Origin of the sequence: Pseudomonas sp. MS646 (assembly GCF_036693845.1) — a bacterium.
GTDB lineage: Bacteria > Pseudomonadota > Gammaproteobacteria > Pseudomonadales > Pseudomonadaceae > Aquipseudomonas > Aquipseudomonas chlororaphis_E.
On record NZ_CP144763.1, the window covers coordinates 747,813 to 772,385 of the forward strand.

Genomic DNA, 24,573 nt, shown 5'->3' on the forward strand with positions numbered 1-24,573 from the left:
CACAGGGGCTCCGGCGCCATTTTCAACTGGACGGCAAATGCCCTTCGCTCTGTCAGAAACTGCATCGCATACTGCGGGAGTTTTCGGACAGTCCTGAAGGGCATTTTTGTTTGTGCCTGTGTTATTTCCGCGCATCGGCGCACATAACCGGCGTAGTCCTAATTTCGTGTAGTCCCTTTCCTAACTTGTACTTCAGCCCTCTACTCGACCATGGCTCTCGGCGAGAATCCTCGGCCGCCCCTCCTGTAGAGAAACGCCGATGTCCGATCCAGCCCGCGAGTCAGCCTTTCGTCTGGAGATAGCCGGTCTGCCCGAACCCTTGGTCGTCGTGGCCTTCACGGGCAGCGAAGCCATCAGCGAACCCTTCGCCTATGAGGCGCAATTGTTGCTCCCCGACGCCCCCGTGGACTTGGCCGGGCTGCTGTACCGCAACGTGTGGCTGAGCTTCGGCGCGCCGGGTCGAGGCATTCATGGGCAATTGCACGAACTGCTCGAACAGCCTCCGGGCGCCGGCTGCCGGGTGCGTATCGGGCCGAAGCTGGCTTGCCTGGCGCAGCGCTTCAGCCAACGGGTGTTCGTTGCTCGCTCGGTGCCGCAGATCCTGCGCCAGGTGCTCCGGGAACATGGCATCGGCGGCCGGCACCTGTGCCTGGACCTGAGCGGCGACTACCCTGCGCAAGACTTCTGCACCCAATACCGGGAGTCGGACCTGCAATTTCTCCAACGGCTGTGCGCGCAAGCCGGCATCCATTTTCATTTCGAACAGACCCCGGACGGACATTGCCTGGTTTTCACCGACAGTCCAGACCGTTTCCCGTTGGTGGGCGAGGCGGTTTATGGCGACCACCGGCCAGCGCCGGGCGTCCGGGCCTTCAGTGTGCAGAGCACGCTGCCGGGCGCACAGGTTGCCCGGGGGCGCAGCGACCTGAAGAACCTGCACGTTGGCCGAGCGGTGACGCTGGCAGCGCATCCCCTGGAGGGCTGGAACCGCTGCTGGCTGCTGACCGGCGTCGAGCACCGCGGCCAGGCGGGGGTGTATGGCAACCAGTTCAAGGCCATCCCCCAGGGCGCGCCGTGGCAGACAGCCCTGCGGGCGACGAAGCCGCGCATGGCGAGCCGGCAACGGGGTTGGGTGGTCGCGGTGGATGAGCCGGTGATGCAAGAAGCCGGACGCGTGGCGGTGCAGTTCGACTGGGTCTACCAGGGCGAGGGCGCCCGTTCCAGCCATTGTTGGCTGCCGTTGGCGCCCGAGTTGCTGGCGGGGGCGGACGAGTTGCGCGAGGGCACCGAGGTGTTGGTGAGTTTTATCGAAGGCGATCCGGATCGTCCGTTGATCAGTGCCTTTCTCGACGGCCCCGCGTTGGCTGCGCCGGTTGAGCCTGCGGCCGCCCCGATCGCCGGCCGCGCACCGGGGCCGGCGGTTGCCGACCCGATGCTCCTGTCGGCGATCCGCAGTGCCGAGCCGCTGGTCTTGTTGTGCCTGCTACCCGGCGGCGGCAGTTTCAGCCATTGCGCCGAGGCGTTGTGCACCTGCCGGTTGCTCACCCAGCCCGGCGCGGGTATCGCGCCGTGAGCGCCGGCACCCTGGCCGGGTCCCATTGGTTGCTGCTCGACGTACCGAGTGCGCCCGACGCGACGTGGCGCCTGCAAGAACAGTTCGCGGGGGTTCAGGCCGAGGTGCTGTTCGACGACACCGAGTTGCACGGCCTCGGGGAGCACAGCCCACTGTTGCTGGATCTTCGGCGAGCGGGTGGGTTGGTCAGTCTCTGTCATCTGGATCCGCAGGCCTGGCCGGGGCTGGTGTTGATCAGCAGTGCGTCGGCGGAACAACTGCTGGCGCATCTGCGGCGGATGCTGACGGTGACCTTGGGCCTGCACCACAAAGCGTTGCTGAACTATTACAACCCGCACACCGCCAGCTATTTTTTCGACGGTTGCGACCCGCAGGAACTCAGTTGCTGGCTGGGGCCCATCAGCCAGGTGCGCTGGTTCGGTGGCACCTGGGCCGACCGCGCCATCGGCAGCCTGGGCTGGCAGCAACTGACCAATCCCGGGTTGCCGGTGACGGCGCTGGAGAACGAACACAGCCTCAGTGATCGGCAGCAATGCCAACTCCAGCAATGCCTGCTGGAGCGCCACGCCTGGCGCTGGTCGCGCGCCATCGGGCGTGATTATCACCTGCTCTGGAAGCGCTTCCAGGAGGGGATGGGGCTGGGGTTCACCGAACAGGCGTTGCTCGATGACTGGTTGTGGCTGCGCTTGCAACACCCCGATGCCCGGCCGGTGCCGAAGTTGGAAGGCCGGTCGCCACGGGAATACCTCGATCAGCTACGCCGGGCATGGCAGGGCGGTCCGGGGTGAAATGTCATGGGCTGGGGCTGCCCAGCCATTGATCGCGCCGTTGCAGATGCCAGGCGATGGCCCCGAGGGTCAGGCTGCGCAAGGCCATGAACAGCAGGAAGGTGATCCACAACCCGTGGTTGCCCAAGCCTTGCAGCGCCCAGGCGACAGGCAGTACCAGCAACAGCGTCAGCAGCATGCCGTTGCGCATTTCCCGGGCGCGGGTGGCGCCGATGAACAGCCCGTCGAGCAGGTAGCTCCAGACCGCAATCAGCGGCAGGGCCGCCAGGTAAGGCAGATACTGGTCGGCGGTGGCGCGCACGTCGGGAATGTCGGTTTGCATCGCGATGAACAGGTGGCCGGCGAGCAGGAACAGCAGCGCGAACCCAAGGCTTGCAATCAGCGACCAGCCGCAGGCCACCACCAGCGAACGGCGCAGGGCGAGGCGATCGCGGGCGCCGATGGCATGCCCGCACAAAGCTTCCACCGCGTGGGCGAGGCCGTCCAGGGCGTGGGCGGTCAGCAGCAGGCCGTTGAGCAGCAGGGCATTGGCTGCCACGGTCGCGTCCCCTAGCCGCGCGCCTTGCACGGTGATCAGGAAGAACACCGCTTGCAGCGCCAGGCTGCGAATGAAAATGTCCCGGTTCACCGCCAGCAGCGGGCGCCAGCTCTGCCACCGCCCCAAGGCTGCCCAGGCCACCTGTCCGGGCCAGGCCCGCAGAGTCTTGCGTGCCAGGGCCAGGCCGACCAGCGCACCGGTCCACTCGGCAATCACCGAGGCCCGGGCCGAACCGGCCACGCCCCAGTCCAGGCCGATCACGAACCACAGGTTCAGGGCGATGTTCACCAGGTTGGTCACCAGCAGGATCGCCAGCGGCGCTCGGGCATTCTGGGCACCGAGGAACCAGCCCACCAATGCATAGCTGGCCAGCGCCGCCGGTAGGCCGAAGAGCCGGGTGTGGAAAAAGTCGCGGGTCAATTGGTCGAGTTCGGCCGATGGCTGCATGAAGTGCAACGCCACGCCACTCAGCGGTACGCCGACGGCGCCGAGCACCACCGCCAGCCCCATCGCCAGCAACAGGCCTTGCACCAGCACCTGCCGCAGCGCCGCGCCATCGCCACGTCCGGCGGCCTGGGCGGCGAACCCGGTGGAGCCCATGCGCAGGAAACCCATGGCCCACGCCAGCACGGTATACAGACTCGCCCCGACCGCCACCGCGCCCAGCTGATGGGCATGGGGCAAATGGCCGATGACCGTACTGTCCACCAGCGCCACCAGCGGCACGGAAATGTTCGAGAGAATCATCGGCGCCGCCAGCGCCCAGACCCGGCGATGGGTAAGGCGGTCGCGCCAGTCGGTGATCAGGTGGGACATGCGGGCTCCTTGATGGAGCGCAATTGTAGCGGGTTCTCTGGATGATCGTTTCCAGTCCCTGCGAAGCACGCCGCACTTCGCAGGCCCGTTTTTTGTGGCGAGGGGATTTATCCCCGTTCGGCTGCGAAGCAGTCGTAAATCCGACTAACGCGGTTTACCTGATGTACCGCATGGCCTGGGTTTGGGGCTGCTGCGCAGCCCAGCGGGGATAAATCCCCTCGCCACAACTGTGCTCCTGCATAGGCTCGTGCGACCTCAGTGAATGATCCAACTCAACAACCACAACCCCAATACCAACCAGATAATCCCCATGATGATCGAGGCCCGCATAAAGGCGCGGATCGCCGAATACAGCATCATCAACCCGATGATCAGCGCGATGATGCTGATGATCGAGGTGTCCATGCCCAAGGTGCGCGCCAGGCCGTCGACGAAGTTGCCGCCGGCGTGGGCCAGGGTGTTGAACAGGCCGCTGAGCAGGTCGACGATGAAGCGGATCACCGAACCGAGCGCTTGGCCGAGCCATTCGAAAAAGCTTTCTACCTGCATGTGTGCATCCTGATGAAGGGGATCCGGGTTGAACTGTGTCTGATTGTAGGAGCTGTTGGCGTCGCGATGGTTCGATTATGGGGCAAATTGCCACGCGCACCGAGAGGCTTGCCTTCCCCGGTCATCCCCCCGAAGCTATGCGCATTCAGGAGAGCCCGATGAACCTTGTTGAACTGACCGAACGCCTGCACGCCATTCGTGACCGTAACGATTGGCGGCGCTTCCACAGCCCGAAGAACCTCGCCATGGCCGCCAGCGTGGAAATGGCCGAGCTGGTGGAGATTTTCCAGTGGCTGACCGAGGATCAGTCCCGCCAGTTGCCGGCAGACACCCTGGCCCATGCCGGGCAGGAAGTCGGTGACATCGTGTTGTACCTGTTGCTGTTGTGCAGCGAATTGGGCCTGGACATGGACGCCGTGGTGCGCAACAAGCTGGCCGACAGCGAGCGGCGGTTCGGCCAATGAGCGACCGTCATTTCGACCAGTTGGCCACGCGGTTTGCCGAGAAAATCTACGGCGGGGCCAAGGGCGCGATCCGCCTGGCGGTGCTTCAGGCCGATCTGTTGGAAACCTTGCCGGATCGCCCGCTGCGGGTGCTGGATATCGGCGCGGGTCTGGGCCATATGTCGCTGTGGCTGGCCGAGCGCGGTCACCAGGTGACCCTCGCCGAGCCGGCCGAGCCCATGCTCGAAGGTGCCCGCCAACGCTTCGCCGTGGCGGGGCAGCAGGCAACGTTCATCCAGGCGCCGTGGCAGGATCTGCTTGGCCAGCTCACCGAGCCCTACGACCTGGTGCTGTGCCATGCGGTGCTCGAATGGCTGGCCGAGCCCCATGCCATCCTGCCGGTGCTGCATCAGCTCACGGCGCCGGGCGGCTGGTTGTCCCTGGCGTTCTACAACCGCGATGCGCTGGTCTATCGCAACCTGCTCAAGGGGCATTTCCGCAAGTTGCGCAAAAATGACATGGCCGGCGAAAAACAGAGCCTGACACCGCAACAACCCCTTGATCCGCGCGCGTTGGCGGCGCAACTTGAAGGCCTGTGGCAGGTCGAAAACCAGAGTGGCGTGCGGGTTTTCCATGACTACATGCCCGTGGAATTCCAAGGGCGCGTGGAGCTGGCGCAGTTGTTGGAAATGGAGCTGGCCCACCGTCGCCATCCCGCGTTTGCCGGATTGGGACGTTATCTGCACTGGATCTGCCGTCCGCGCTGATCCAGCGGCACTGGAGAGCAACATGAAAGGTCGTTCAGGGGTATTGGTGCTGTGCCTGGGGCTGGCGGCCTGCCAGGGCAGCAACCCGTATGTCGCCACTTCCAACCCGCTGCCGCCGGCACCACCGGAAGCCGCCCAGGTGTTCGACCGCAGTGCGTACCCCGCGCCGCCTCGGGACTACGGGCGCTACCGCAGTTGGGCCTGGCGCAACGGGCAACTGCCGCCGGGCACTGCGTGGGCGGACTCGGCCCAGGTGGCCGAGGCAGTGAGTAACGCGCTGGACCAGCGCGGCCTGCGCCCGCTGCATGACAATCGGCCGGCCGACCTCTTCGTCAGCGCCGACCTGCGCCTGGAAACCCGCCTGCGCCAGGTACGCGATGACTACGACACCGGCTACTACGGCGGCTACAACCGCTACGGCCCCGGCTATGGCCCTGGGTACGGCATGTATCACACGGTGCCGGTGGTGCGCACGTACCAGGAGCAGGTGGTGGTCGTGCGTGTCGAGCTGTTCGACGCGCGCAATGGCCAGCCGGTCTGGAGCGCCAGCGCCGAAACCAGCCAGCGCGGCAGCCAGGGTGCACGCACGGACGCTATCCGCGAAGCGGTGGAAAAAGCCATGTCGGCGTATCCGCCCAGTTGATCCTGCAACGGAGAAAAACCATGTTGCGCCGTCTTGCCTTACTGTCTTTTGCGCTGCTGCTGGGCGCCTGTGCCTCCAACCAGGTCAATCACGACTTCGACACCAGCCGCGATTTCGCGGCGTACCGCAGTTGGAGTTGGAAAGAGCCGGCGCTGCAATACCGTCCCGATGACCCGCGCATCAAGAGCGACCTGACCGAACAACGCATCCGTCAGGCCGTTGCCGATCAACTCGACCAACGCGGCCTGCGCCCGGTGGCGGCGGGTGGTCGGGCGGATGTGTTGGTCCAGGCTTACCTGATCGTCGAGGATCGCCAGCAGCAGGTGACCACGAACTATGGCGGTGGTTGGGGCGGTCCCTGGAACGGCTATTGGGGCGGGCCGATGTACAACGAAACCCGCAACATCAGCTACAAGGTCGGCACCGTGCAGATCGACCTGCTCGATGGCAAGGACGGCAAGCTGGTGTGGCGGGGCAGTGATGAGCAGATCCTGAGCGACTCGCCGAACCCGACGGACCGTAACACCGCGGTACGGGAGACGGTGGGGCGGATCCTGTCGACCTATCCGCCGCGATAGCCAGTTTGGCGCCGTCCATTTCTGGGCGCGGGCCTGCCTGAGGCGTTGACGTTGGATGGGCCGACGTCTTCGCGAGCACGTTCGCTTCCACAGGAGGATGAATGCCAGCCGCAGAATCCCGGACAGCCTCCGTCCCATGTGGGAGCGGGCTTGCTCGCGAAGGCGGTCCCGCGGCCACTGCATTGCTCGCGGTCACCTTTCAGCCCGCCGGCCGCCAGCCTCCCACCATGTGTTCCAGATCCCCTGCCCCCATCAACCGCAAGTCCCCGCTGGACCCTGCCGCACTCGCCAGCAGTGTCACTTCACTGGGCAGGCGTACGGGTTTTTTGAAGGCCACCTCGATCTCGAGGTTGGCCTCGGGCAGGTGTTGATCCAGGGCGGCCAGGGTCCTGGCTTTGTTCCACAGGCCATGGGCGATGGCAGTCGGGAAGCCGAACAGTTTGGCGCTGGCGGCGCTCAGGTGAATCGGGTTGTAGTCGCCCGACACCTTGGCGTACTGCCGGCCAATGTCGGCCGGCGCGCGCCAGTGCGCCACCTCCATCAATGCCAGGCTGTTGGCGGGCGTGTCGGCCAGCGGTGTCCCATCCAGTTCGACACCCCTGCACAGCATCTGGCTGTGGGCTTGCCACAATAGCCCCAGTTGATCCTCCAGGCGGGTGACCAGGTCGAACACCGCGCCTTTGGGGTGAGGTTGCAGGTTCTCGACATTGACGCTGGCCCGCACCTGGTTGACGCCGCCCATGGGCCGCAGCACACGGATGCGGTTGTTCAAATGGATCAAGCCCAACAACGGAAACGGAAAGTCCCGGTCGGTAAGCAACTGCATTTGCAGGGCGAACGCCAGGACGTGGGGATAGGTCGGCGGCAGCAACCCGTTCTCGGCGAAGCCGCAGACCTTGCGATAGGCTGCCAGTCGCTGCGGGTCGACCTGGAGCACCTGGCGCAGCCCTTGTTCCGGCAAGGTCTTGCCGCTGATCTTGCGCCGCGTCGCCGCTTTCACGTAGAGCGCGGTCATCGACGGTGCGCCGCTGACCTCGTGCCATTGGATCGTCATGTCATGCTCCCAGCAGGCTTTGCCCACACACCCGCACGGCCTGCCCAGTGACGGCGCCCGTGCCGGGTTGCGCCAGCCACGCTACGGTTTCGGCGACATCCTGGGGCAGGCCGCCCTGGCCCAGGGAGCTCATGCGTCGCCCGGCTTCGCGCAGGGTGAAAGGAATCTCGGCGGTCATGCGCGTTTCAATGAAGCCCGGTGCCACGGCGTTGATACTAATACCCCGCGCCTGCAGCGTAGGCGCCCAGGCCTGCGCCAGGCCGATCAGGCCGGCCTTGCTCGCGGCATAGTTGGTCTGCCCGCGATTGCCGGCGATGCCGCTGATGGACGCCAGCAGGATGACCCGGCCATTGTCCCGCAGGGTGCCGCTGTCGAGCAGGGCCTTGGTCAGCACCTGCGGAGCGTTGAGGTTGACGGCCAGGACCGCGTCCCAGAATTCCGGGGTCATGTTGGCGAGGGTCTTGTCGCGGGTAATGCCGGCGTTGTGCACCACGATGTCGACGCCGTCGGGCAAGTGTTCGATCAATTGCGAAGGCGCGTCTTCGGCGCAGATATCCAGGGTCAGGCTGCGCCCGCTCAGACGTGCGGCCAGGGCGTCGAGATCGGCCTTGGCCTGCGGCACGTCCAGCAGGATCACGTCGGCGCCATCGCGGGCCAGGGTTTCGGCGATGGCGGCGCCGATCCCGCGGGCAGCCCCGGTGACCAGTGCCTTGAGCCCGGTGAGCGGCCTTGTCCAATCCTGGACCTGGGTGTCGCAGGCATTGAGGCGAACGACCTGCCCGGACACGAAGGCACTCTTGGGCGACAGGAAGAAGCGCAACGCACCTTCTAGCTGTGCCTCGGCCCCGTCGCCAACGTACAGCAGTTGCAGCGTCCCGCCGTGGCGCAACTCCTTGGCCAGGGACCGGCTGAAGCCCTCCAGCGCACGCTGGGCACTGGCGGCGAACGGGTCGCTGAGCCGTTCCGGGGCGCGACCGAGGATGACCACGTGGGCGCTGCGGTCGATATTTTTCATCAAGGGCTGGAAAAATTCGCGCAGTTGCTTGAGCTGGTCGGCCTGCACCAAGTGGCTGGCGTCATACACCACCGCCTTGATTTTCGGGCCGTGGCCGGGGATCCACTCGGTGGCCAGGCTCGGTTCGCCACCGTAGACGAAAATGGCGTCGGTCAGGCGTTTGGCGAACGTGCCGACCTGCTCGGTCAACGGCCCGCCGCCCAGCAGCAACGCGCCCTCGATCGGTCGCAGCCGCCCAGCCTGCCAACGCTCCAGGCGCACCGGCGAGGGCAGGCCGAGGGCCCCGACCAGACGCAGGCCAACAGGTGAATTGGCGAAGTCGATATAGCGGTCAGACATGGAACACACTCCGGCTGATGAGGTTCCAAGTGTGGACCATGATTGGCAATCAGTCGTTCGATCGCCGAGATAAAGCCTAAGCTTGCGCAGGGAGCGGCGTTTTTTCAGGCCATTTGCGCATTCGAACCTACACGGGGAGTTCTTCATGACACAGCTACGCCGCGTCGCGATTATCGGTGGTAACCGCATTCCGTTCGCCCGCTCCAACGGGCCCTATGCCACCGCCAGCAACCAGGCGATGCTGACCGCCGCGCTCGAGGGGCTGATCGAACGCTACAACCTGCATGGTCTGCACATTGGCGAAGTCGCCGCCGGCGCGGTGCTCAAGCATTCCCGTGACATGAACCTGACCCGCGAATGCGTGCTGGGCTCGCGGCTGTCGCCCACCACGCCGGCCTACGATGTACAGCAGGCCTGCGGCACCGGCCTGGAAACGGTGTTGCTGGTGGCCAACAAGATTGCCCTCGGACAGATCGACAGCGCCATTGCCGGCGGCGTGGACACCACCTCCGACGCTCCGATTGCGGTCAATGAGGGGCTGCGCAGGATCCTGCTGCAAGCCAATCGTGCCAAGACCACCGCCGATAAGATCAAGGCCTTCCTGCAAGTGCGGCCCCAGCACCTGCTGCCCGACCTGCCGCGCATCAACGAACCGCGCACCGGCCTGAGCATGGGCGAGCACTGCGAGTTGATGGCCCAGACCTGGCAGATCCCTCGGGAGGCGCAGGATCAGTTGGCCCTGGAAAGCCATCAGAAAATGGCCGCGTCCTACGCCGAAGGTTGGCAAAACGACTTGATGACGCCGTTTCTCGGCCTGACCCGGGACAACAACCTGCGCCCCGACCTGACCCCGGAAAAACTCGCCTCGCTCAAACCGGCTTTCGAGAAGAGCGCCAAGGGCACCCTGACAGCAGGCAATTCCACGCCGTTGACCGATGGCGCCTCGCTGGTGCTGTTGGGAAGCGAAGAATGGGCCAAGGCGCAGGGCCTGCCGATCCTGGCGTACCTGCGCGATGGCGAAACGGCTGCGGTGGATTTCGTCCATGGTGCCGAAGGGTTGTTGATGGCGCCGGTCTACGCGGTGCCGCGGTTGCTGGCGCGCAACGGCCTGACCCTGCAGGATTTCGATTACTACGAGATCCATGAAGCATTCGCCGCCCAGGTGTTGTGCACCTTGAAGGCCTGGGAAGACCCGGACTACTGCAAGAGCCGCCTGGGCCTCGACGCCCCGCTGGGCGCCATCGACCGCAGCCGCTTGAACGTGAAGGGCAGCTCATTGGCCGCCGGGCATCCGTTCGCCGCCACGGGTGGACGCATCGTCGCCAACCTCGCCAAGTTGCTGGATGCCGCCGGGCGCGGCCGCGGGCTGATCTCCATCTGCGCGGCGGCCGGCCAGGGGGTGACGGCGATCATCGAGCGCTGAGGGCCGCCTCGTTCGCCTGGACGACCTGCGCCCGTCGGCGGCTGGCGTAGCGCTCGGCGAGGATCGAGCAGACGATCAACTGCAGCGGGTGGTAGATCATGATCGGCAGCAGGATCAGGCCCAGGCCGGGGTTGTTGCCAAAGATCAACGCGGCCATTGGCACCCCGGCGGCGAGGGATTTTTTGCTGGCGCAGAACACCGCGGCAATTTCATCGGCATTGCTGAACCGTAAGGCGCGTGCGGTGCGGGTGGTCATCCACAGGATGATCGCCAGCAGGATGGCGCTGCCCAGTGCCGCGCTGAGCAGCAGGCCGTTGCCTTGCTGCTGCCAGATTCCGGAGACCATCGAGTTGCAGAACGCCGCGTACACCAGCAGCAGGATCACCAGTTTGTCGATGACGTTGGTGTAGCGTTTGTAGCGGCCAAAGAACCCCGCCAGCCAACGCCGCAGGACCTGCCCGAGCACCAGCGGCAGCAGCAACATCAGGCACAGGTCGAGCAGGGTCGAGCCGAGGTCGATGCCCCCGGCGCCGCGCCCAACCACCAGGCTGACTAGCAAGGGCGTCAGCACCACCCCCAGTACGCTGGACAGGCTCGCGTTGAGAATCGCCGCGGGCACGTTGCCGCCGGCGCTACCGGTCAGGGCCACCGACGAGGAAATGGTCGAGGGCAGGGCGCACAGGTACAGGAAGCCCAGCATCAGCAGCGCCGGGACGTGACTGCCCACCAGCCAGTGACTGATCAGCCAGATCAGCGGGAACACGCCAAAGGTAAAACCTTGCACCATCAGATGCAGCCGGGTGTTTTTCAGGCCGTGGCGGATCTGCTCGCCGGACAGGTTGACCCCATGCAGGAAAAACACCACGAAGATGCCGATGTTGACGACCCATTCGGCATGCATGGCGCCGCCGGTGGCACCGAACGTAGGAAAGAAATAGGCCAGCAGCGTGGCGAGGACCATGCCGCAGAGGAACCAGTCGGTCACTATCCGTTTGAGGTGTCGGAAAATATGCATAGGGCACCGCAAGTTGTAAGAAAAGACGACTTAGCCTAACGTCGTCGCAAACAGTCGTCTTGCGACATAAGGCCAATCAATGCCGACTAACGGACACCAGCAACTCGAGCGCCGCATCCCCGACCTGACTCAACTGCCGCGGCCACTCTATGCCCGTGTCGAAAGCTTGAGCGCGGGGTCCTGGACCCAGGCCCATCGGCATGACTGGGTGCAGTTTTCCTACGCCATCAGTGGTGTTCTTGGCGTGCACACGGCCGCGGGCAGTTTCTTCGCGCCACCCCAGCGGGGCATCTGGATCCCGGCCGATCTGGAGCACCAGGTGGTGACGTCCACTCGGGCGGAAATGCGCAGCCTGTATGTCCATCGCCAGGCCTGCCCCTGGGCGGACGGGCGTTGCCGGGTCTTGGAGGTCACGCCGCTGGCGCGGGAGTTGATCAAGGTGTTCTGTCAGTTTCCGGCCGATTACCCCCAGGGCGATAGCCAGGAAGAGCGCCTGGTGCAGGTGTTGCTGGACCAGTTGGCGACGCTGCCGGAAGTGGGGTTTTCCCTGCCGTTGCCCCGTCATGCCCGCCTGTTGGCGCTGTGCAACGAACTGATCGAGCAGCCCGAGCAAGGCGTCACGCTGCAAGCCTGGGCGGAACGCCTGGGGACGTCGGAAAAAACCCTGATGCGTTTGTTCCAGCGGGAAACCGGCCTGAGTTTCCGTGCCTGGCGCCAGCGCGTGCGCTTGCTGTCGTCCCTGGGGGCGCTGGAGAAAGGCGACAGTGTCACCAGCGCGGCGTTGTCTTGTGGCTATGATTCGACCTCCGCCTTCATTGCCGCCTTCAAGGGAATGTTTGGTTTCACCCCCGGGGAGTTGTTCAAGCATTGACGCCGGCGCTGGCCATGGATGCGGTTGTCAGCGCTTGTAGCAAATACCTTCGCCTCCCGTTACCGGCGCCGCGCTCGGCGTCGGCTATGATTCGGCACGTTCGATGCGATCCGGCACAGTGTGTGCATCGCAGGTTCATAGGTCGGCAACCCCTCCCCGTGGAGCGAGGATTGCCGTATAACGACTGTCATTCGCGTGTTCGGTAATAAAGGACCCACAATAAAAGCTGATGAAGACTCCAAAACGCATTGAACCCCTGATCGAGGACGGTCTGGTCGACGAAGTGCTGCGCCCACTCATGAGTGGTAAAGAAGCAGCTGTTTATGTGGTGCGCTGCGGCAACGAGTTACGTTGCGCCAAAGTCTACAAGGAGGCGAACAAGCGAAGTTTTCGTCAGGCGGCCGAATACCAGGAAGGCCGCAAGGTGCGTAACAGCCGGCAGGCCAGGGCCATGGCCAAGGGCTCGAAGTTCGGGCGCAAGGAGACCGAGGACGCCTGGCAGAACGCCGAGGTGGCGGCGCTGTTCCGGCTGGCGAATGCCGGTGTGCGAGTCCCCAAGCCGTATGACTTTCTCGAAGGCGTGCTGCTGATGGAGCTGGTGGCCGATGAGTACGGCGATGCGGCGCCACGTTTGAACGATGTGGTGCTGGAGCCGGATCAGGCCCGTGAGTATCACGCGTTCCTGATTTCCCAGATCGTGCTGATGTTGTGTACCGGGCTGGTGCACGGTGACCTGTCCGAGTTCAACGTGCTGCTCACGCCGACCGGGCCTGTGATCATCGACCTGCCGCAGGCCGTGGATGCCGCGGGCAACAACCATGCTTTCAGCATGCTGGAGCGAGACGTGGGCAACATGGCGTCCTACTTCGGCCGGTTCGCCCCGGAACTCAAGCGCACCCGATACGCGAAGGAGATGTGGGCGTTGTATGAGTCCGGCACCTTGCACCCGGCCAGCGTGTTGACCGGCGAGTTCGACGAGCCTGAAGAACTGGCGGATGTGGGTGGGGTCATGCGCGAGATCGAGGCCGCCCGCCTGGATGAGCAACGCCGCCAGGCCGCCCGCACCGCCGACGATGCCCCCCCCGGCAAAACCGAAGAACCGCCTCCGCCCTGGATGCAATAAGCCCGGCCCGGTGAGTGAACCCTGTGGGAGCGGGCTTGCCCTGCGAAAGCGCTGTGCCAGGCGATAGGTGAGCTGGCTGGAATGGCGCCTTCGCGGGCAAGCCCGCTCCCACAAGGAGCGGTGTGCCGAGCGCAATTCTTCCGTCCCCCGAAGACCCACTGTGGGAGCGGGCTTGCCCGCGAAAGCGCTGTGTCAGGCGATAGGTGAGCTGGCTGGAATGACGCCTTCGCGGGCGAGCCCGCTCCCACAAGGAACGGTGTGCCGAGGGCAATTTTTCCATTCCCCGGGGGCGGGCACTCAGGCGGGTCGGGCGCAGCACCCCGACGCCAGTTCCTTGAGGATCGGGCAGTCCGGGCGGTGGTCGCCGTGGCAGTGGTCCACCAGGTCCTGGAGGGTGTCGCGCAGTTCGGCCAGTTCGCGGATTTTCTGGTTCAGTTCGTCGATGTGCTGCCGGGCCAGGGCCTTCACATCGGCGCTGGCCCGCTGGCGGTCCTGCCAGAGGGTCAGCAGTTTGCCGACCTCTTCCAGTGAAAACCCCAGGTCCCGCGAGCGCTTGATGAACGCCAGCGTATGCAGGTCTTCGGCGCCGTAGATCCGGTAGCCACTGTCGGTACGATGGGCCGCCTTGAGCAAGCCGATGGATTCGTAGTACCGGATCATCTTCGCACTCAGGCCGCTCTGCCGGGCTGCTTGGCCGATGTTCATCGCTTGTCCTCCAACGGCTCGGGTCTCCAGAGTTTCAACAGTAACGCATTGCTCACCACGCTGACGCTCGACAGCGCCATCGCCGCGCCGGCCAGCACCGGGTTGAGCAGGCCGAATGCCGCCAGGGGAATGCCGATCAGGTTGTAGACGAACGCCCAGAACAGGTTCTGGCGGATCTTGGCGTAGGTCTTGCGGCTGATGTCCAGCGCTGCCGGCACCAGTCGCGGGTCGCCGCGCATCAGGGTGATGCCAGCCGCGTGCATGGCCACATCGGTGCCGCCACCCATGGCAATGCCGATGTCCGCGGCGGCCAGCGCAGGGGCGTCGTTGATGCCGTCGCCGACCATTGCCACCACCGAACGGTCTTTCAATTGTTGGACGATGGCGGATTTGTCCGCCGGCAGCACCTCGGCATGCACGTTGGCGATGCCCAGCGCTTGAGCCACCACCCGGGCGCTGCCCTGGTTGTCACCGGTGAGCAGGTGGCTGGCGATGTGGCGCTTAACCAGGGCCTGGACGGCAGCCAGGGCGCCGGGCTTGAGCGAGTCGCCGAAGGCGAACAGGCCCAATACCCGTGGCGTCGGGGCTTGCTCGATCAGCCAGGACAACGTGCGGCCTTCGTTTTCCCACGCTTGCGCCGACTCGGCCAGCGTGCCGGGGTCCAGGCCCAGTTCTTCCAGCAGGCGCCGGTTACCCAATGCCAGGCGACGTCCGTCGAGGCTTCCGGCAATGCCGCGGCCGGTCAGGGACTGGCTGTCGTTGATGTCCGGCACGCTCAAGTCGCGTTCGCCGCAGGCGTCCAGCACCGCCTTGGCCAGGGGATGCTCGCTGCCGCGTTGCAACGCGCCGGCCCACTGCAGCAGCGTGTCTTCGTTACCCTCCAGGGCACTGAAGTGCACGATGCGTGGGGTGCCCGAGGTCAGGGTGCCGGTCTTGTCGAACACCACGGTGTCGACTTCGTGGGCACGCTCCAACGCTTCGGCATCCTTGATCAGAATCCCGTGGCGCGCAGCCACGCCGGTGCCGGCCATGATCGCGGTCGGCGTCGCCAGGCCCAGGGCACAGGGACAGGCGATCACCAGCACTGCCACGGCATTGATCACGGCGACTTCCAGCGGCGCACCGTACCACCACCAGCCGACCAGCGTGGCCAAGGCCAGCACCAGCACCACCGGCACGAAGACCTGGCTGACCTTGTCCACCAGTTTCTGGATCGGTGCCTTGGCGGCCTGGGCTTCCTCCACCAGGCGAATGATGCGCGCCAGGACGGTTTCGGCACCCAGTGCCTGGGTGCGCACCAACAGTCGGCCCTCGCCATTGATGGCGCCACCGGTGACCTTGTCGCCGGGCTGTTTGGGCACCGGCAGGCTCTCACCGCTGATCAGGGCTTCGTCGGCGTGACTCTGGCCTTGCAGCACTTCACCGTCCACCGGGAAGCGCTCGCCGGGCTTGACCAGCACCAGGTCATTCAAGCGCAAGGCGCTGATGGCGACGTCGCGCTCCTGGCCGTCGACCACCTGGATCGCCCGCTCCGGTCGCAAGGCTTCGAGGGCGCGGATGGCGCTGGCGGTCTGTCGCTTGGCGCGGCTTTCCAGGTACTTGCCCAGCAGTACCAGGGCTATCACCACCGCCGAGGCTTCGAAGTACAGGTGCGGCAGGCTGCCGGGGCGGGCGCTGGCCCACTCGTAAAGGCTCAAGCCGTAGCCGGCGCTGGTGCCCAGGGCGACCAGCAGGTCCATGTTGCCGGCGCCGGCGCGCACGGCCTTGAAGGCGGCGACATAAAAACGCGCCCCGAAGATGAACTGGACCGGAGTCGCCAGGGCGAACTGCACCCAGGCTGGCAACATCCAGTGCACGCCAAGCGGCTGCAGCAACATCGGCAACACCAGCGGCAAGGCCAGCAGGATCGCCAGCACCAATGCCAGGCGTTCATGGTCCAGGCGTTGGCGTTGCACTTCGGCGGATGGCTCGACGGGCCTGACCTCGGCCTCATAGCCGGCACGCCTGACCGCATCGACGAGGATCTGCGGGTCAACCTGGCCGTTCAATTCGAGATGGGCGCGTTCGTTGGCGAGGTTGACGCTGACGCTGTTCACGCCCGCCACCTTGCTCAAGGCCCGCTCGACCCGCCCGGCGCAACTGGCGCAGGTCATGCCGCTGATCGGCAGGTCGAAGGTGCTGGATTCGGACATCGGTCTGGCTCCCTGTAGTGAATGACTACAGGATCAACCTTGCCATGCTGGCAAGGTCAAGCGCCACCGAAATGCAGCCCTGCTCAGGTGGGCGCGATGACGGCTCAGTAACCCAACGCGGCCTGCTTGAGGTACATGCCTTGCTCGTTCATGGCGATGCGGTACTTGAGGATGTCGCCGGCCTTGAGCACGATTTCCTGGGAGCCCGGCGCGAGCATGCCCGGGTTGCACCCCGGTGCCTGGCCTGGCAGCAGTTTCAGGCGCAGGGAGAATCGGCCGGCCGGCAGGTTGAACGAGGTGCTTTGTTCCTGGAACAGTCGAGCCGAGAGCTGATCCTGGATATAGATGCCGATTTCGCAGGACGTCGCCACTTCCAGGCGCTCGCGGGAAATGATCAGCACGCCGTAGTCGTCGGCCGATGCCTGGGGCACCACCGCTGAAAAACCGAGCATGCAAAACAGGCTGAACGCTGACCAGCGCATGGCTGAACCTCCGGTGTGGAATCCTTGATGTGTGCAGCTTGGCTGAGGCCGTTGCCGATTGCCAGCCCGGCAGTTTTCCCTGGAACTTGACCTTGCCATGAGGGCAAGCTTGAAACTGCTGGCAACCTCAATCCAAGGAGTCATCCCATGCAAGTATTCAATGTCCAGGGCATGTCCTGCGGCCACTGTGTCAAAGCCATCACCCAGGCTGTGCAGGCCCGCGATCCGGCCGCCGACGTGCAGGTCGACCTGAGCGCGAAGACGGTCCAGGTCCAGAGTTCGCTGCCAGCCGCCGCAGTGGTCGAGGCCATCAAGGAGGAGGGGTACGAGGTCAGTGCCGCCTGAAGTTTTTTAATCGTTAGCGACCTATCGGAATGTTCAAGCGCGCCCGGCAGGGCTAAACTGTCGGGCTGCCGACTGACGCCTGACCTGGACGCCCGATGAACCTTCGCATCATTCTGATTCTTGGCGCCTTGAGCGCTTTCGGTCCCTTGGCGATCGACTTTTACCTGCCCGCCTTCCCGGCCATGGCGACCGCCTTCGGGACGGACGAAAAACACATTCAACTGACCTTGGCCGCCTATTTCCTTGGGTTGTCCATCGGGCAACTGGGCTATGGCCCGGTGGCGGATCGCTTCGGGCGACGCATTCCCCTGCTGGCCGGCGTCGGCTTGTTCACCCTGGCGTCCCTGGCGTGTGCCTATGCGCCGAACCTCGAATGGCTGATCGCTGCCCGTTTCGTCCAGGCCCTGGGCGGTTGCGCCGGCATGGTGATTTCCCGGGCGGTGGTGAGCGACAAATGCGACGCGGTGGGCTCGGCCAAGGTGTTCTCGCAACTGATGCTGGTGATGGGCCTGGCGCCGATCCTGGCGCCGATGCTCGGCGGCTTGCTGGTGAACCTGCATGGCTGGCAATCGATCTTCATCGCCCTGACCCTGTTCAGCGCGCTGGCGGCGACGGCCGTGGCCTTGTGGTTGCCGGAAAGCCTGCCGGACCATGTGCCTCGACAACCGCTGTCAGGGGCGCTGCGCCAATACATGCGGCTGCTGACCGACCCGATCTACTTGGGTCATGCCTTGACGGGTGGGATCGCCATCGCCGGGATGTTTGCCTACATCGCCGGCTCGCCGTTCGTTTTCATCAAGTTGTATGGGGTGCCTGCCGAACACTTCGGCTGGCTGTTCGGCACCAATGCGGCCGGCTTCATCCTGGTCGCCCAGGTCAACGCCCGGTTGTTGGCCAAGCGCGGCCCGGCGTTCTTGCTGGCCCGCGCCGTATGGGTTTACCTGTTGGCGGGGTTGAGCCTACTGGCGGTGAGCGCGTTGCAGCCCGAGCAGTTGTGGCCGCTTCTGATCCCACTGTTCATCTGCATCGCCAGCCTGGGGTGCATCCTACCCAATGCCTCGGCCTGCGCCATGACCGGGCAGGGCGCCCGGGCCGGCAGCGCTTCGGCTCTGTTAGGCTGCCTGCAGTTTTCCGTGGCAGCCGGGTCTGCCGCGCTGGTGGCGGCGCTGCATGACGGCACCGCCGTGCCCATGGCATTGGTGATCAGCCTTTGCGGGCTGTTGGTGGTCAGCGCAGCCATGCTGACCCGGCGCCTGCAAAATACCCGGGCACTGGCCCAGGCCGCCGGCAAGGTCTGATTCAGCCGGCCGCGCGTTGCTGCTGTTCGGGGAAATGATGCGGCGCGTGGATTCGCGCTTGCAGGGTATTGGCGAAGGCCTGGGCTTCGGCCTCGGTGCGGAACGTCACGACGTGCTGGTCGAGGCGCACCTGCCATTGGGATTTTGCCACTTCTTTTATCAGGATCTTCATTGCTGACCTCCTCACGTAAAAGATTGCGTTGCAAAGGCCTCGAGTGTAGACCGGAATGCGATCGCAAATGTGACAACGGTCAAGTCTCGGACTGACGGCACGATGAAGGGAGGGTGGCGAGGGCATTCGCTCCCTCGCCACCCCAGGCCCGCGCGGTCAGAACCCTTCGAGTACGATCTTGCCCTTGGACTTGCCGCTCTCCAGCAACCCATGGGCGCGCCGCAGGTTCTCGGCGTTGATGGTGCCGAAATGTTCGCCGACGGTGGTCTTCAGCGTGCCGGCATCGATCAGCTCGGCGACCCGGTTGAGCAGCGAGTGTTGTTCGATCATGTCGGGCGTCTCGAACAGCGAACGGGTGTACATGAACTCCCAATGCAGTGACAGGCTCTTGCGCTTGAGCTTGGTCACGTCCAGTGCCTTGGGATCATCGATCAGCGCCAGTTTGCCCTGGGGCGCCAGTGCGTCGACCAACTGGTCCAGGTGCTGGTCGGTCTGGGTCAGGCTGGCGACGTGGGTCACTGGTCCGTGGCCGGCCTTCTTCAATTCCTCGCTCAGCGGCTGGCTGTGGTCGATCACCAGGTCGGCGCCCAGGTCCCGTACCCACGCTTGAGTCTGTGGGCGGGACGCGGTGCCGATGACCTTCAGCCCGGTGAGTTGATGGGCCAGTTGGGTCAGGATCGAACCCACCCCGCCCGCCGCGCCAACGATCAGCAGGCTCTGGCCCTGATCGTCCTGGCCTTGGGGGATGTGCAGTCGTTCGAACAGCAACTCCCAGGCGGTAATGGCGGTCAGGGGCAAGGCGGCCGCTTCGGCGAAACCGAGGGTCTTGGGCATGTGGCCGACGATGCGCTCATCCACTGCGTGCAACTCGCTGTTGCCGCCGGCCCGGGCGATCGAGCCGGCGTAGAAGACCTTGTCGCCCACCTTGAACAACGTGACCTCGCTGCCCACGGCCGTGACCACGCCGGCCACATCCCAGCCCAGCACCTTGGCCTCGCCGCCTTCGGGCTGGACGTTCTGGCGAACCTTGGTGTCCACCGGGTTGACCGAGATGGCCTTCACTTCCACCAACAGGTCCCGGGGCCCGGCGACGGGGGCCGGCAGCTCGATGTCCTGCAGCGATTGAGGGTCGGTGATGGGCAACGAATGGTAGTAGGCAATGGCTTTCATGAGCGGCTCCGTGAGGTCAGTGACAATGCAGCCATGGTTAGCTATTTATCGGCGAGATAAAACCGGCTAAAAGAACAGGCTCTTTCAATGATTTTTTGATAATGGAGCCGTCATGCTTCGATTCGATGACTTGCAGCTGTTTGTCCGTGCAGCGGACTTGGGCAGCCTTTCTGCGGCGGCCCGGGTCATGGACCTGTCGGCGGCCGTGGCCAGCGCCGCGTTGAAGCGAATCGAGCAGCACCTGGGCGCGCGGTTGCTGGCCCGTTCCACCCGCAGCCTGCGCCTGACTGCCGAAGGGGAAGGTTTTCTCGAATACGCCCGCGCGGCCTTGAGCAGCCTCGACGAAGGACGACGGCTGTTGACCAGCGGCCAGGATCAGGTCAGCGGAGTGTTGCAGTTGTCCGCGCCCTCGGACCTGGGCCGCAACCTGCTGCTGCCGTGGCTGGATGCCTTCCAGCGTGAGCACCCGGGGCTGACAGTGCGGCTGTTGTTGGGCGATCGCATTGCCGACCTGTTCAAGCAACCGGTGGACATCGCGCTGCGCTATGGCGAGCCGGAGGATTCGAGCCTGGTGGCGCTGCCCGTCGCACCGGAAAACCGTCGGGTGCTCTGCGCTTCCCCAGACTACCTGGCGCGCGCGGGGGAACCCCAGCACCTGGAGCAACTGGCCCAGCACAACTGCCTGCTGTACATGCTTGGCACCCGCGTCCATGACCACTGGTGCTTTCATGACGGCAAGCGGGACGTGAGCCTCACGGTCAGCGGCGACCGTTTCAGCGATGACGCCGATGTGGTGCGGCGCTGGGCCGTGGCGGGTGCCGGGATCGCCTATAAGTCGTGGCTGGATGTTTCCACCGACGTGCTGTCCGGGCGCCTGAAAATCCTTCTGCCGCACCTGCAATGCGAACGGGCCCCGCTCAATCTGCTGTGTGCCCACCGGGCGCAGTTGAGCAAACCCATCAACCTTTTGCGAGAGATGCTCCAGGCCCGCTGCGGCCGGGTGACGGCACAATTCCCACACGCGTCAGGGGCGAACCAATAGTCGCGGGCAAATAGAGACATTTCCCGCATGCTCAATCGCCTCCAAAGGTTTCCGGAGGGCAGGAAACCTCGATCGCCACGCTTATACTAGCGGCCGCCCGAGCCGGCGCCGTATCGCGCCGCTTGCAGTGGTCCCATTGCTGGTCGATAGGCGCCAGAGCAGTAGACGAATGATTCAACAGGGAGTGAATACATGGAACATGCACCTTGCATCAGCCACATCGCCACGCTGCTGGCCGACCCCAAGCGCAGCGCAATGATGTGGGCCTTGATGGACGGCACGGCCCGGCAGGCCGAAGAATTGGCCTTGCTCGCCGGACTGTCGCCGTCCTCGGCCAGTGCTCATCTGGGGCGCCTGTGCGCCGGTGGCCTGCTGAACGTCGAGGTTCGCGGTCGCAAACGATTCTTTCGCCTGGCTGCGCCCGAGATCGGTGCGGCCGTCGAAGCCCTGGCCAGCGCGACCCTGGTCAGTACGCCACGACAGATCCCGGAGGTCTTCAAGCGTGGCGTCAAGCTGACCCAGGCGCCGTCGGCGCCCGTCTCGCTGATGCGCGCCCGGCTGTGTGACGATCACCTGGGCGGCACCCTGGCGGCCGACCTCTATCAGCGCCTGCTGGACGATGGTTGGGTCGAGCAGTGCGACCAGCGGGTGACGGTCACCCTCAAGGGCGCCAATCAACTGGCCGGCCGCGGCCTGTTCATCCAGGCGCTGGCCCATCGTAACGCCCACATCGCCTGCGCCTGCCCCGATTGGAGCGAGCGTCGCCCGCACCTGGGGGGCGCATTGGGGGCGGCCTTGCTGCAACTGTTCATGCAATCGGGCTGGCTGAGCCTGCCCAACGATTCGCGCGCGTTGCACGTGACTGCGCTCGGCCAGCAGGAGATCCACCGGTTCGCCAGGCAGGAAAGCCTGGAAATGGCGCTCTAGGAGCGCCGCCGGCAAGTCGCTCAGGGCTGCTGGCAGGTCGCATCCAGCCGTCGCTTCGCGCAGGGTTCGCGCACACTCGGTCCGGGGAATCATCGGATTGGGGAGGCAGCATGGACATTCAAGGTTACAGCGCGGCGGAACGCCTGGAGCGGTTACCCATCAGTGGTTATCACCGGGTGATCTTCATCATCATTGCCCTGGCGTTTTTCTTCGACTCCATGGACCTGGCGATGATGACGTTCCTGCTCGGCTCGATCAAAACCGAGTTCGGCCTGAGCACGGCCCAGGCCGGCCTGCTCGCCAGTTCGAGTTTCTTCGGCATGGTGGTGGGGGCGTCGTTGTCGGGGATGCTGGCCGACCGGTTCGGGCGCAAGCCGGTGTTCCAGTGGAGCATCGTGTTGTGGGGTGTCGCCAGTTACCTGTGCTCCACGGCCCAGGACATCGAGACGCTGACGCTGTTTCGCGTGCTGTTGGGCATTGGCATGGGCATGGAGTTTCCGATTGCCCAGTCGATGCTTTCCGAGCTGATCCCGGCCCAGCGCCGAGGGCGCTACATCGCCTTGATGGATGGCTTCTGGCCGCTGGGCTTCGTGGCGGCGGGTGTGCTGTCGTACTTCCTGTTGCCGGTGATCGGCTGGCGCGACATCTTCCTGGTGCTGGCGATACCGGCGGTGTTTGTCCTGGCGATCCGCTTCTTCATACCCGAATCTCCGCGCTGGCTGGAGCAGGCCGGTCGGGGTGCTGAAGCGGACGCAGTCCTGCGGCGGATCGAAGACAAGGTCCGGGCCTCGCTGGGGCGCGCGGACCTGCCGGCGCCCATCCGACTGCCCAGGCAGGTGAGCGTGCCGGGCGGTTTCTTCTCGGCCCTGGCACAGATCTGGTCGCCGCAGTATCGCCAACGCACGATGATGATCTGGAGCGTCTGGTTCTTTGCCCTGCTTGGTTTCTATGGCCTGACGTCCTGGCTCAGCGCGCTGTTGCAGCAGTCGGGGTTCGCAGTGACCCAGTCGGTGTATTACACCGTGCTGATTTCCCTGGGCGGGATTCCCGGTTTTCTCGTCGCGGCATGGCTGGTGGAGCGTTGGGGACGCAAGCCCGTGTGCGTTATCACATTGCTGGGCGGCGGGGCGATGGCGTTTCTCTATGGCCAGAGCGCGGTGTTTGGCGGCAACGTCGGGCTGCTGATCGGGACGGGGCTGCTGATGCAGTTTTTCCTGTTCGGCATGTGGGCGGTGCTCTACACCTACACCCCGGAGCTATACCCCACCTCGGCACGGGCCACGGGCTCGGGCTTTGCCTCGGCGATCGGTCGTATCGGTTCGTTGCTGGGGCCGTTGGTGACCGGCCTGGTATTCCCCATCACCGGCCAGGGCGGCGTCTTCGCCCTGGGCGCCTTGTGTTTCGCCGTGGCGGCCGCAGTGGTCTGGCTGTTCGGAATGGAAACCCGAGGCAAGACATTGGAGGAGTTGAGCGAGGGTTCAGCAGGCTAAATACCGTCCTCCTGTGGGAGCGGGCTTGCCCGCGAATGCGGTATGTCAGCGACATATGTGTTTGCTGACACCGCGCATTCGCGAGCAAGCCCGCTCCCACAGGAGGCGAGGCGTCAGGCTTAAGGTTTGATCAACCGCGCGTCCAGGCTGTTCTGCGCCAGGCGAGTGGCCTGGTCCTGGGTCATGCCCAGGTGGGTGTGCAGCGCGTGGAAGTTCTCGGTGACGTAGCCACCGAAGTACGCCGGGTCGTCGGAGTTCACCGTCACCTTCACACCACGCTCGAGCATGTCGAGGATGTTGTGCTGCGACATGTCGTCGAACACGCACAACTTGGTGTTGGACAATGGGCATACCGTCAGCGGGATCTGCTCGTCGATGATCCGTTGCATCAGCCGCTCATCCTCGATGGCCCGCACACCATGGTCGATGCGCTGGATCTTCAACAGGTCCAGGGCTTCCCAGATGTACTCGGGCGGGCCTTCTTCACCGGCATGGGCGACGGTCAGGAAGCCTTCGTGGCGAGCCCGGTCGAAGACCCGCTGGAACTTGCTCGGCGGATGGCCCATTTCCGAACTGTCCAGGCCCACGGCGACGAAGGCGTCGCGAAACGGCAGCGCCTGGTCGAGGGTTTTTTGCGCTTGTTCTTCACTGAGGTGGCGCAGGAAGCTCAGGATCAGGCCGCTGGTGATCCCCAGTTGCTGCTCACCGTCCTTGAGGGCGGCGGCGATGCCGTTGAGCACCACTTCGAACGGGACGCCGCGGTCGGTGTGGGTCTGCGGATCGAAGAACGGTTCGGTGTGGATCACGTTCTGCGCCTTGCAACGCAGCAGGTAGGCCCACGTCAGGTCGTAGAAGTCCTGGGACGTGCGCAGCACATCGGCGCCCTGGTAATACAGGTCGAGAAACTCCTGCAAATTGTTGAAGGCATAGGCCTTGCGCAGGGTGTCCACGTCGCTCCAGGGCAGGGCGATCTTGTTGCGTTCGGCCAGGGCGAACAGCAGCTCGGGCTCCAGCGAGCCTTCCAGGTGCAGGTGCAGTTCAGCCTTGGGCAAGGCATTGAGCCAGTCGTACATGGTTTTTTCTCATCAGCGAATCAATGGCGGCATTCTACAGGGGCCGGGCGCAATGTCGGCTAAAACCTGACCGGGTGATCCACTGTGCGGCAATATTCGCCGCCGTCACACCCCAAGGAAACGTTCATCGCCCCCGACAGTC

At 64.7% G+C, this 24,573-nt stretch carries 25 protein-coding genes; 14 read left to right on the forward strand and 11 right to left on the reverse strand.

Annotated features, from left to right (window positions below):
• Positions 1–259 precede the first annotated feature (259 nt).
• Both V3H56_RS03190 and V3H56_RS03195 read left to right on the forward strand, forming a co-directional pair.
• Positions 260–1,573 (forward strand): contractile injection system protein, VgrG/Pvc8 family, encoded by a 1,314-nt coding sequence (locus V3H56_RS03190; protein WP_047736013.1) that lies wholly within the window; start codon positions 260–262, stop codon positions 1,571–1,573.
• Positions 1,570–2,361: a DUF4123 domain-containing protein gene (locus V3H56_RS03195; RefSeq protein ID WP_047736012.1), complete on the forward strand. Its 792-nt coding sequence runs from the start codon at positions 1,570–1,572 to the stop codon at positions 2,359–2,361. Before V3H56_RS03190 ends, V3H56_RS03195 begins: the two co-directional genes overlap by 4 nt.
• Positions 2,362–2,365: 4 nt before the next feature.
• Here V3H56_RS03195 and V3H56_RS03200 read toward each other — a convergent pair whose 3' ends face one another.
• Positions 2,366–3,715 (reverse strand): MATE family efflux transporter, encoded by a 1,350-nt coding sequence (locus tag V3H56_RS03200; protein ID WP_047736011.1) that lies wholly within the window; start codon positions 3,713–3,715, stop codon positions 2,366–2,368.
• 255 nt (positions 3,716–3,970) lie between these two features.
• Positions 3,971–4,264: a hypothetical protein gene (locus V3H56_RS03205; RefSeq protein ID WP_042732630.1), complete on the reverse strand. Its 294-nt coding sequence runs from the start codon at positions 4,262–4,264 to the stop codon at positions 3,971–3,973.
• A gap of 158 nt (positions 4,265–4,422) precedes the next feature.
• Between V3H56_RS03205 and V3H56_RS03210 the strand changes: the two genes are divergently transcribed.
• The 4 genes from V3H56_RS03210 to V3H56_RS03225 are packed head-to-tail and all read left to right on the forward strand — an operon-like array spanning position 4,423 to position 6,695.
• Entirely contained in the window at positions 4,423–4,728 is a 306-nt protein-coding gene (locus tag V3H56_RS03210; RefSeq protein ID WP_047736010.1) for a MazG-like family protein, read from the forward strand.
• Positions 4,725–5,474, forward strand: a complete 750-nt coding sequence (locus tag V3H56_RS03215; RefSeq protein ID WP_047736009.1) for a methyltransferase domain-containing protein — start codon at positions 4,725–4,727, stop codon at positions 5,472–5,474. Before V3H56_RS03210 ends, V3H56_RS03215 begins: the two co-directional genes overlap by 4 nt.
• Positions 5,475–5,496: 22 nt before the next feature.
• On the forward strand, positions 5,497–6,117 hold the full coding sequence (locus V3H56_RS03220; RefSeq protein ID WP_047736008.1) for a DUF4136 domain-containing protein: 621 nt from the start codon (positions 5,497–5,499) through the stop codon (positions 6,115–6,117).
• A 20-nt stretch (positions 6,118–6,137) separates the two neighbouring features.
• A complete protein-coding gene (locus V3H56_RS03225) occupies positions 6,138–6,695 on the forward strand; it encodes a DUF4136 domain-containing protein (RefSeq protein WP_053147914.1) in 558 nt (185 codons plus the stop codon).
• A 199-nt stretch (positions 6,696–6,894) separates the two neighbouring features.
• Here V3H56_RS03225 and V3H56_RS03230 read toward each other — a convergent pair whose 3' ends face one another.
• Together V3H56_RS03230 and V3H56_RS03235 are read right to left on the reverse strand one after the other, a co-directional pair.
• Complete coding sequence (locus V3H56_RS03230) at positions 6,895–7,749, reverse strand: MaoC/PaaZ C-terminal domain-containing protein (RefSeq protein ID WP_042730148.1); 855 nt, start codon at positions 7,747–7,749, stop codon at positions 6,895–6,897.
• Between the two features lies 1 nt (position 7,750).
• On the reverse strand, positions 7,751–9,103 hold the full coding sequence (locus V3H56_RS03235; protein ID WP_338474205.1) for a 3-oxoacyl-ACP reductase: 1,353 nt from the start codon (positions 9,101–9,103) through the stop codon (positions 7,751–7,753).
• A gap of 145 nt (positions 9,104–9,248) precedes the next feature.
• Here V3H56_RS03235 and V3H56_RS03240 point away from each other — a divergent pair, with 145 nt between their 5' ends.
• A complete protein-coding gene (locus V3H56_RS03240) occupies positions 9,249–10,526 on the forward strand; it encodes an acetyl-CoA C-acetyltransferase (protein ID WP_212803355.1) in 1,278 nt (425 codons plus the stop codon).
• Here the strand turns inward: V3H56_RS03240 and V3H56_RS03245 are convergent.
• On the reverse strand, positions 10,513–11,541 hold the full coding sequence (locus tag V3H56_RS03245; RefSeq protein WP_338474206.1) for a bile acid:sodium symporter family protein: 1,029 nt from the start codon (positions 11,539–11,541) through the stop codon (positions 10,513–10,515). The two genes, V3H56_RS03240 and V3H56_RS03245, sit on opposite strands and share 14 nt — an antisense overlap.
• Positions 11,542–11,620: 79 nt before the next feature.
• Here V3H56_RS03245 and V3H56_RS03250 point away from each other — a divergent pair, with 79 nt between their 5' ends.
• A complete protein-coding gene (locus V3H56_RS03250; protein WP_338474207.1) occupies positions 11,621–12,412 on the forward strand; it encodes a helix-turn-helix transcriptional regulator in 792 nt (263 codons plus the stop codon).
• Between the two features lie 229 nt (positions 12,413–12,641).
• Positions 12,642–13,535 (forward strand): PA4780 family RIO1-like protein kinase, encoded by an 894-nt coding sequence (locus V3H56_RS03255; protein ID WP_042730143.1) that lies wholly within the window; start codon positions 12,642–12,644, stop codon positions 13,533–13,535.
• 297 nt (positions 13,536–13,832) lie between these two features.
• On the opposite strand, the gene cueR is transcribed toward V3H56_RS03255, so the two are convergent.
• The 3 genes from cueR to V3H56_RS03270 form a co-directional block, all read right to left on the reverse strand.
• On the reverse strand, positions 13,833–14,240 hold the full coding sequence (gene cueR / locus V3H56_RS03260) for a Cu(I)-responsive transcriptional regulator (RefSeq protein WP_042730142.1): 408 nt from the start codon (positions 14,238–14,240) through the stop codon (positions 13,833–13,835).
• Entirely contained in the window at positions 14,237–16,432 is a 2,196-nt protein-coding gene (locus V3H56_RS03265; RefSeq protein WP_338474208.1) for a heavy metal translocating P-type ATPase, read from the reverse strand. Before V3H56_RS03265 ends, cueR begins: the two co-directional genes overlap by 4 nt.
• A 104-nt stretch (positions 16,433–16,536) precedes the next feature.
• Positions 16,537–16,914: a hypothetical protein gene (locus V3H56_RS03270; protein ID WP_047736000.1), complete on the reverse strand. Its 378-nt coding sequence runs from the start codon at positions 16,912–16,914 to the stop codon at positions 16,537–16,539.
• A gap of 147 nt (positions 16,915–17,061) precedes the next feature.
• Here V3H56_RS03270 and V3H56_RS03275 point away from each other — a divergent pair, with 147 nt between their 5' ends.
• Positions 17,062–17,259 (forward strand): cation transporter, encoded by a 198-nt coding sequence (locus V3H56_RS03275; protein WP_042730139.1) that lies wholly within the window; start codon positions 17,062–17,064, stop codon positions 17,257–17,259.
• 95 nt (positions 17,260–17,354) lie between these two features.
• The gene (locus tag V3H56_RS03280; RefSeq protein WP_047735999.1) at positions 17,355–18,557 is read left to right on the forward strand and encodes a multidrug effflux MFS transporter; all 1,203 of its coding nucleotides are present in this window, start codon (positions 17,355–17,357) and stop codon (positions 18,555–18,557) included.
• Between the two features lies 1 nt (position 18,558).
• Here the strand turns inward: V3H56_RS03280 and V3H56_RS03285 are convergent, their stop codons facing one another.
• Positions 18,559–18,729 carry a hypothetical protein gene (locus V3H56_RS03285; RefSeq protein WP_172679735.1) on the reverse strand — a complete coding sequence of 57 codons (171 nt, stop codon included), beginning with the start codon at positions 18,727–18,729 and terminating at the stop codon, positions 18,559–18,561.
• Between the two features lie 156 nt (positions 18,730–18,885).
• A complete protein-coding gene (locus tag V3H56_RS03290; RefSeq protein ID WP_042730137.1) occupies positions 18,886–19,899 on the reverse strand; it encodes a zinc-binding alcohol dehydrogenase family protein in 1,014 nt (337 codons plus the stop codon).
• A gap of 112 nt (positions 19,900–20,011) precedes the next feature.
• Between V3H56_RS03290 and V3H56_RS03295 the strand changes: the two genes are divergently transcribed.
• From V3H56_RS03295 to V3H56_RS03305, 3 genes are all read left to right on the forward strand, one after another.
• On the forward strand, positions 20,012–20,941 hold the full coding sequence (locus tag V3H56_RS03295) for a LysR family transcriptional regulator (RefSeq protein ID WP_042730136.1): 930 nt from the start codon (positions 20,012–20,014) through the stop codon (positions 20,939–20,941).
• Positions 20,942–21,133: 192 nt separating this feature from the next.
• Positions 21,134–21,868, forward strand: a complete 735-nt coding sequence (locus V3H56_RS03300) for a helix-turn-helix transcriptional regulator (RefSeq protein WP_042730135.1) — start codon at positions 21,134–21,136, stop codon at positions 21,866–21,868.
• Positions 21,869–21,978: 110 nt separating this feature from the next.
• Positions 21,979–23,358 carry an MFS transporter gene (locus V3H56_RS03305; protein ID WP_047735995.1) on the forward strand — a complete coding sequence of 460 codons (1,380 nt, stop codon included), beginning with the start codon at positions 21,979–21,981 and terminating at the stop codon, positions 23,356–23,358.
• Between the two features lie 119 nt (positions 23,359–23,477).
• On the opposite strand, the gene V3H56_RS03310 is transcribed toward V3H56_RS03305, so the two are convergent.
• Positions 23,478–24,431, reverse strand: coding sequence for an adenosine deaminase (locus V3H56_RS03310; RefSeq protein WP_042730133.1), 954 nt, complete (start codon positions 24,429–24,431; stop codon positions 23,478–23,480).
• Positions 24,432–24,573: the final 142 nt, after the last annotated feature.

Coding starts and splice junctions, on each gene's coding strand:
- V3H56_RS03190 (WP_047736013.1), top strand. CDS start 260: ATGTCCGATCCAGCCCGCGAGTCAGCCTTTCGTCTGGAGATAGCCGGT.
- V3H56_RS03200 (WP_047736011.1), bottom strand. CDS start 3,715: ATGTCCCACCTGATCACCGACTGGCGCGACCGCCTTACCCATCGCCGG.
- V3H56_RS03205 (WP_042732630.1), bottom strand. CDS start 4,264: ATGCAGGTAGAAAGCTTTTTCGAATGGCTCGGCCAAGCGCTCGGTTCG.
- V3H56_RS03210 (WP_047736010.1), top strand. CDS start 4,423: ATGAACCTTGTTGAACTGACCGAACGCCTGCACGCCATTCGTGACCGT.
- V3H56_RS03215 (WP_047736009.1), top strand. CDS start 4,725: ATGAGCGACCGTCATTTCGACCAGTTGGCCACGCGGTTTGCCGAGAAA.
- V3H56_RS03220 (WP_047736008.1), top strand. CDS start 5,497: ATGAAAGGTCGTTCAGGGGTATTGGTGCTGTGCCTGGGGCTGGCGGCC.
- V3H56_RS03225 (WP_053147914.1), top strand. CDS start 6,138: ATGTTGCGCCGTCTTGCCTTACTGTCTTTTGCGCTGCTGCTGGGCGCC.
- V3H56_RS03230 (WP_042730148.1), bottom strand. CDS start 7,749: ATGACGATCCAATGGCACGAGGTCAGCGGCGCACCGTCGATGACCGCG.
- V3H56_RS03235 (WP_338474205.1), bottom strand. CDS start 9,103: ATGTCTGACCGCTATATCGACTTCGCCAATTCACCTGTTGGCCTGCGT.
- V3H56_RS03240 (WP_212803355.1), top strand. CDS start 9,249: ATGACACAGCTACGCCGCGTCGCGATTATCGGTGGTAACCGCATTCCG.
- V3H56_RS03245 (WP_338474206.1), bottom strand. CDS start 11,541: ATGCATATTTTCCGACACCTCAAACGGATAGTGACCGACTGGTTCCTC.
- V3H56_RS03250 (WP_338474207.1), top strand. CDS start 11,621: ATGCCGACTAACGGACACCAGCAACTCGAGCGCCGCATCCCCGACCTG.
- V3H56_RS03255 (WP_042730143.1), top strand. CDS start 12,642: ATGAAGACTCCAAAACGCATTGAACCCCTGATCGAGGACGGTCTGGTC.
- cueR (WP_042730142.1), bottom strand. CDS start 14,240: ATGAACATCGGCCAAGCAGCCCGGCAGAGCGGCCTGAGTGCGAAGATG.
- V3H56_RS03265 (WP_338474208.1), bottom strand. CDS start 16,432: ATGTCCGAATCCAGCACCTTCGACCTGCCGATCAGCGGCATGACCTGC.
- V3H56_RS03270 (WP_047736000.1), bottom strand. CDS start 16,914: ATGCGCTGGTCAGCGTTCAGCCTGTTTTGCATGCTCGGTTTTTCAGCG.
- V3H56_RS03275 (WP_042730139.1), top strand. CDS start 17,062: ATGCAAGTATTCAATGTCCAGGGCATGTCCTGCGGCCACTGTGTCAAA.
- V3H56_RS03280 (WP_047735999.1), top strand. CDS start 17,355: ATGAACCTTCGCATCATTCTGATTCTTGGCGCCTTGAGCGCTTTCGGT.
- V3H56_RS03285 (WP_172679735.1), bottom strand. CDS start 18,729: ATGAAGATCCTGATAAAAGAAGTGGCAAAATCCCAATGGCAGGTGCGC.
- V3H56_RS03290 (WP_042730137.1), bottom strand. CDS start 19,899: ATGAAAGCCATTGCCTACTACCATTCGTTGCCCATCACCGACCCTCAA.
- V3H56_RS03295 (WP_042730136.1), top strand. CDS start 20,012: ATGCTTCGATTCGATGACTTGCAGCTGTTTGTCCGTGCAGCGGACTTG.
- V3H56_RS03300 (WP_042730135.1), top strand. CDS start 21,134: ATGGAACATGCACCTTGCATCAGCCACATCGCCACGCTGCTGGCCGAC.
- V3H56_RS03305 (WP_047735995.1), top strand. CDS start 21,979: ATGGACATTCAAGGTTACAGCGCGGCGGAACGCCTGGAGCGGTTACCC.
- V3H56_RS03310 (WP_042730133.1), bottom strand. CDS start 24,431: ATGTACGACTGGCTCAATGCCTTGCCCAAGGCTGAACTGCACCTGCAC.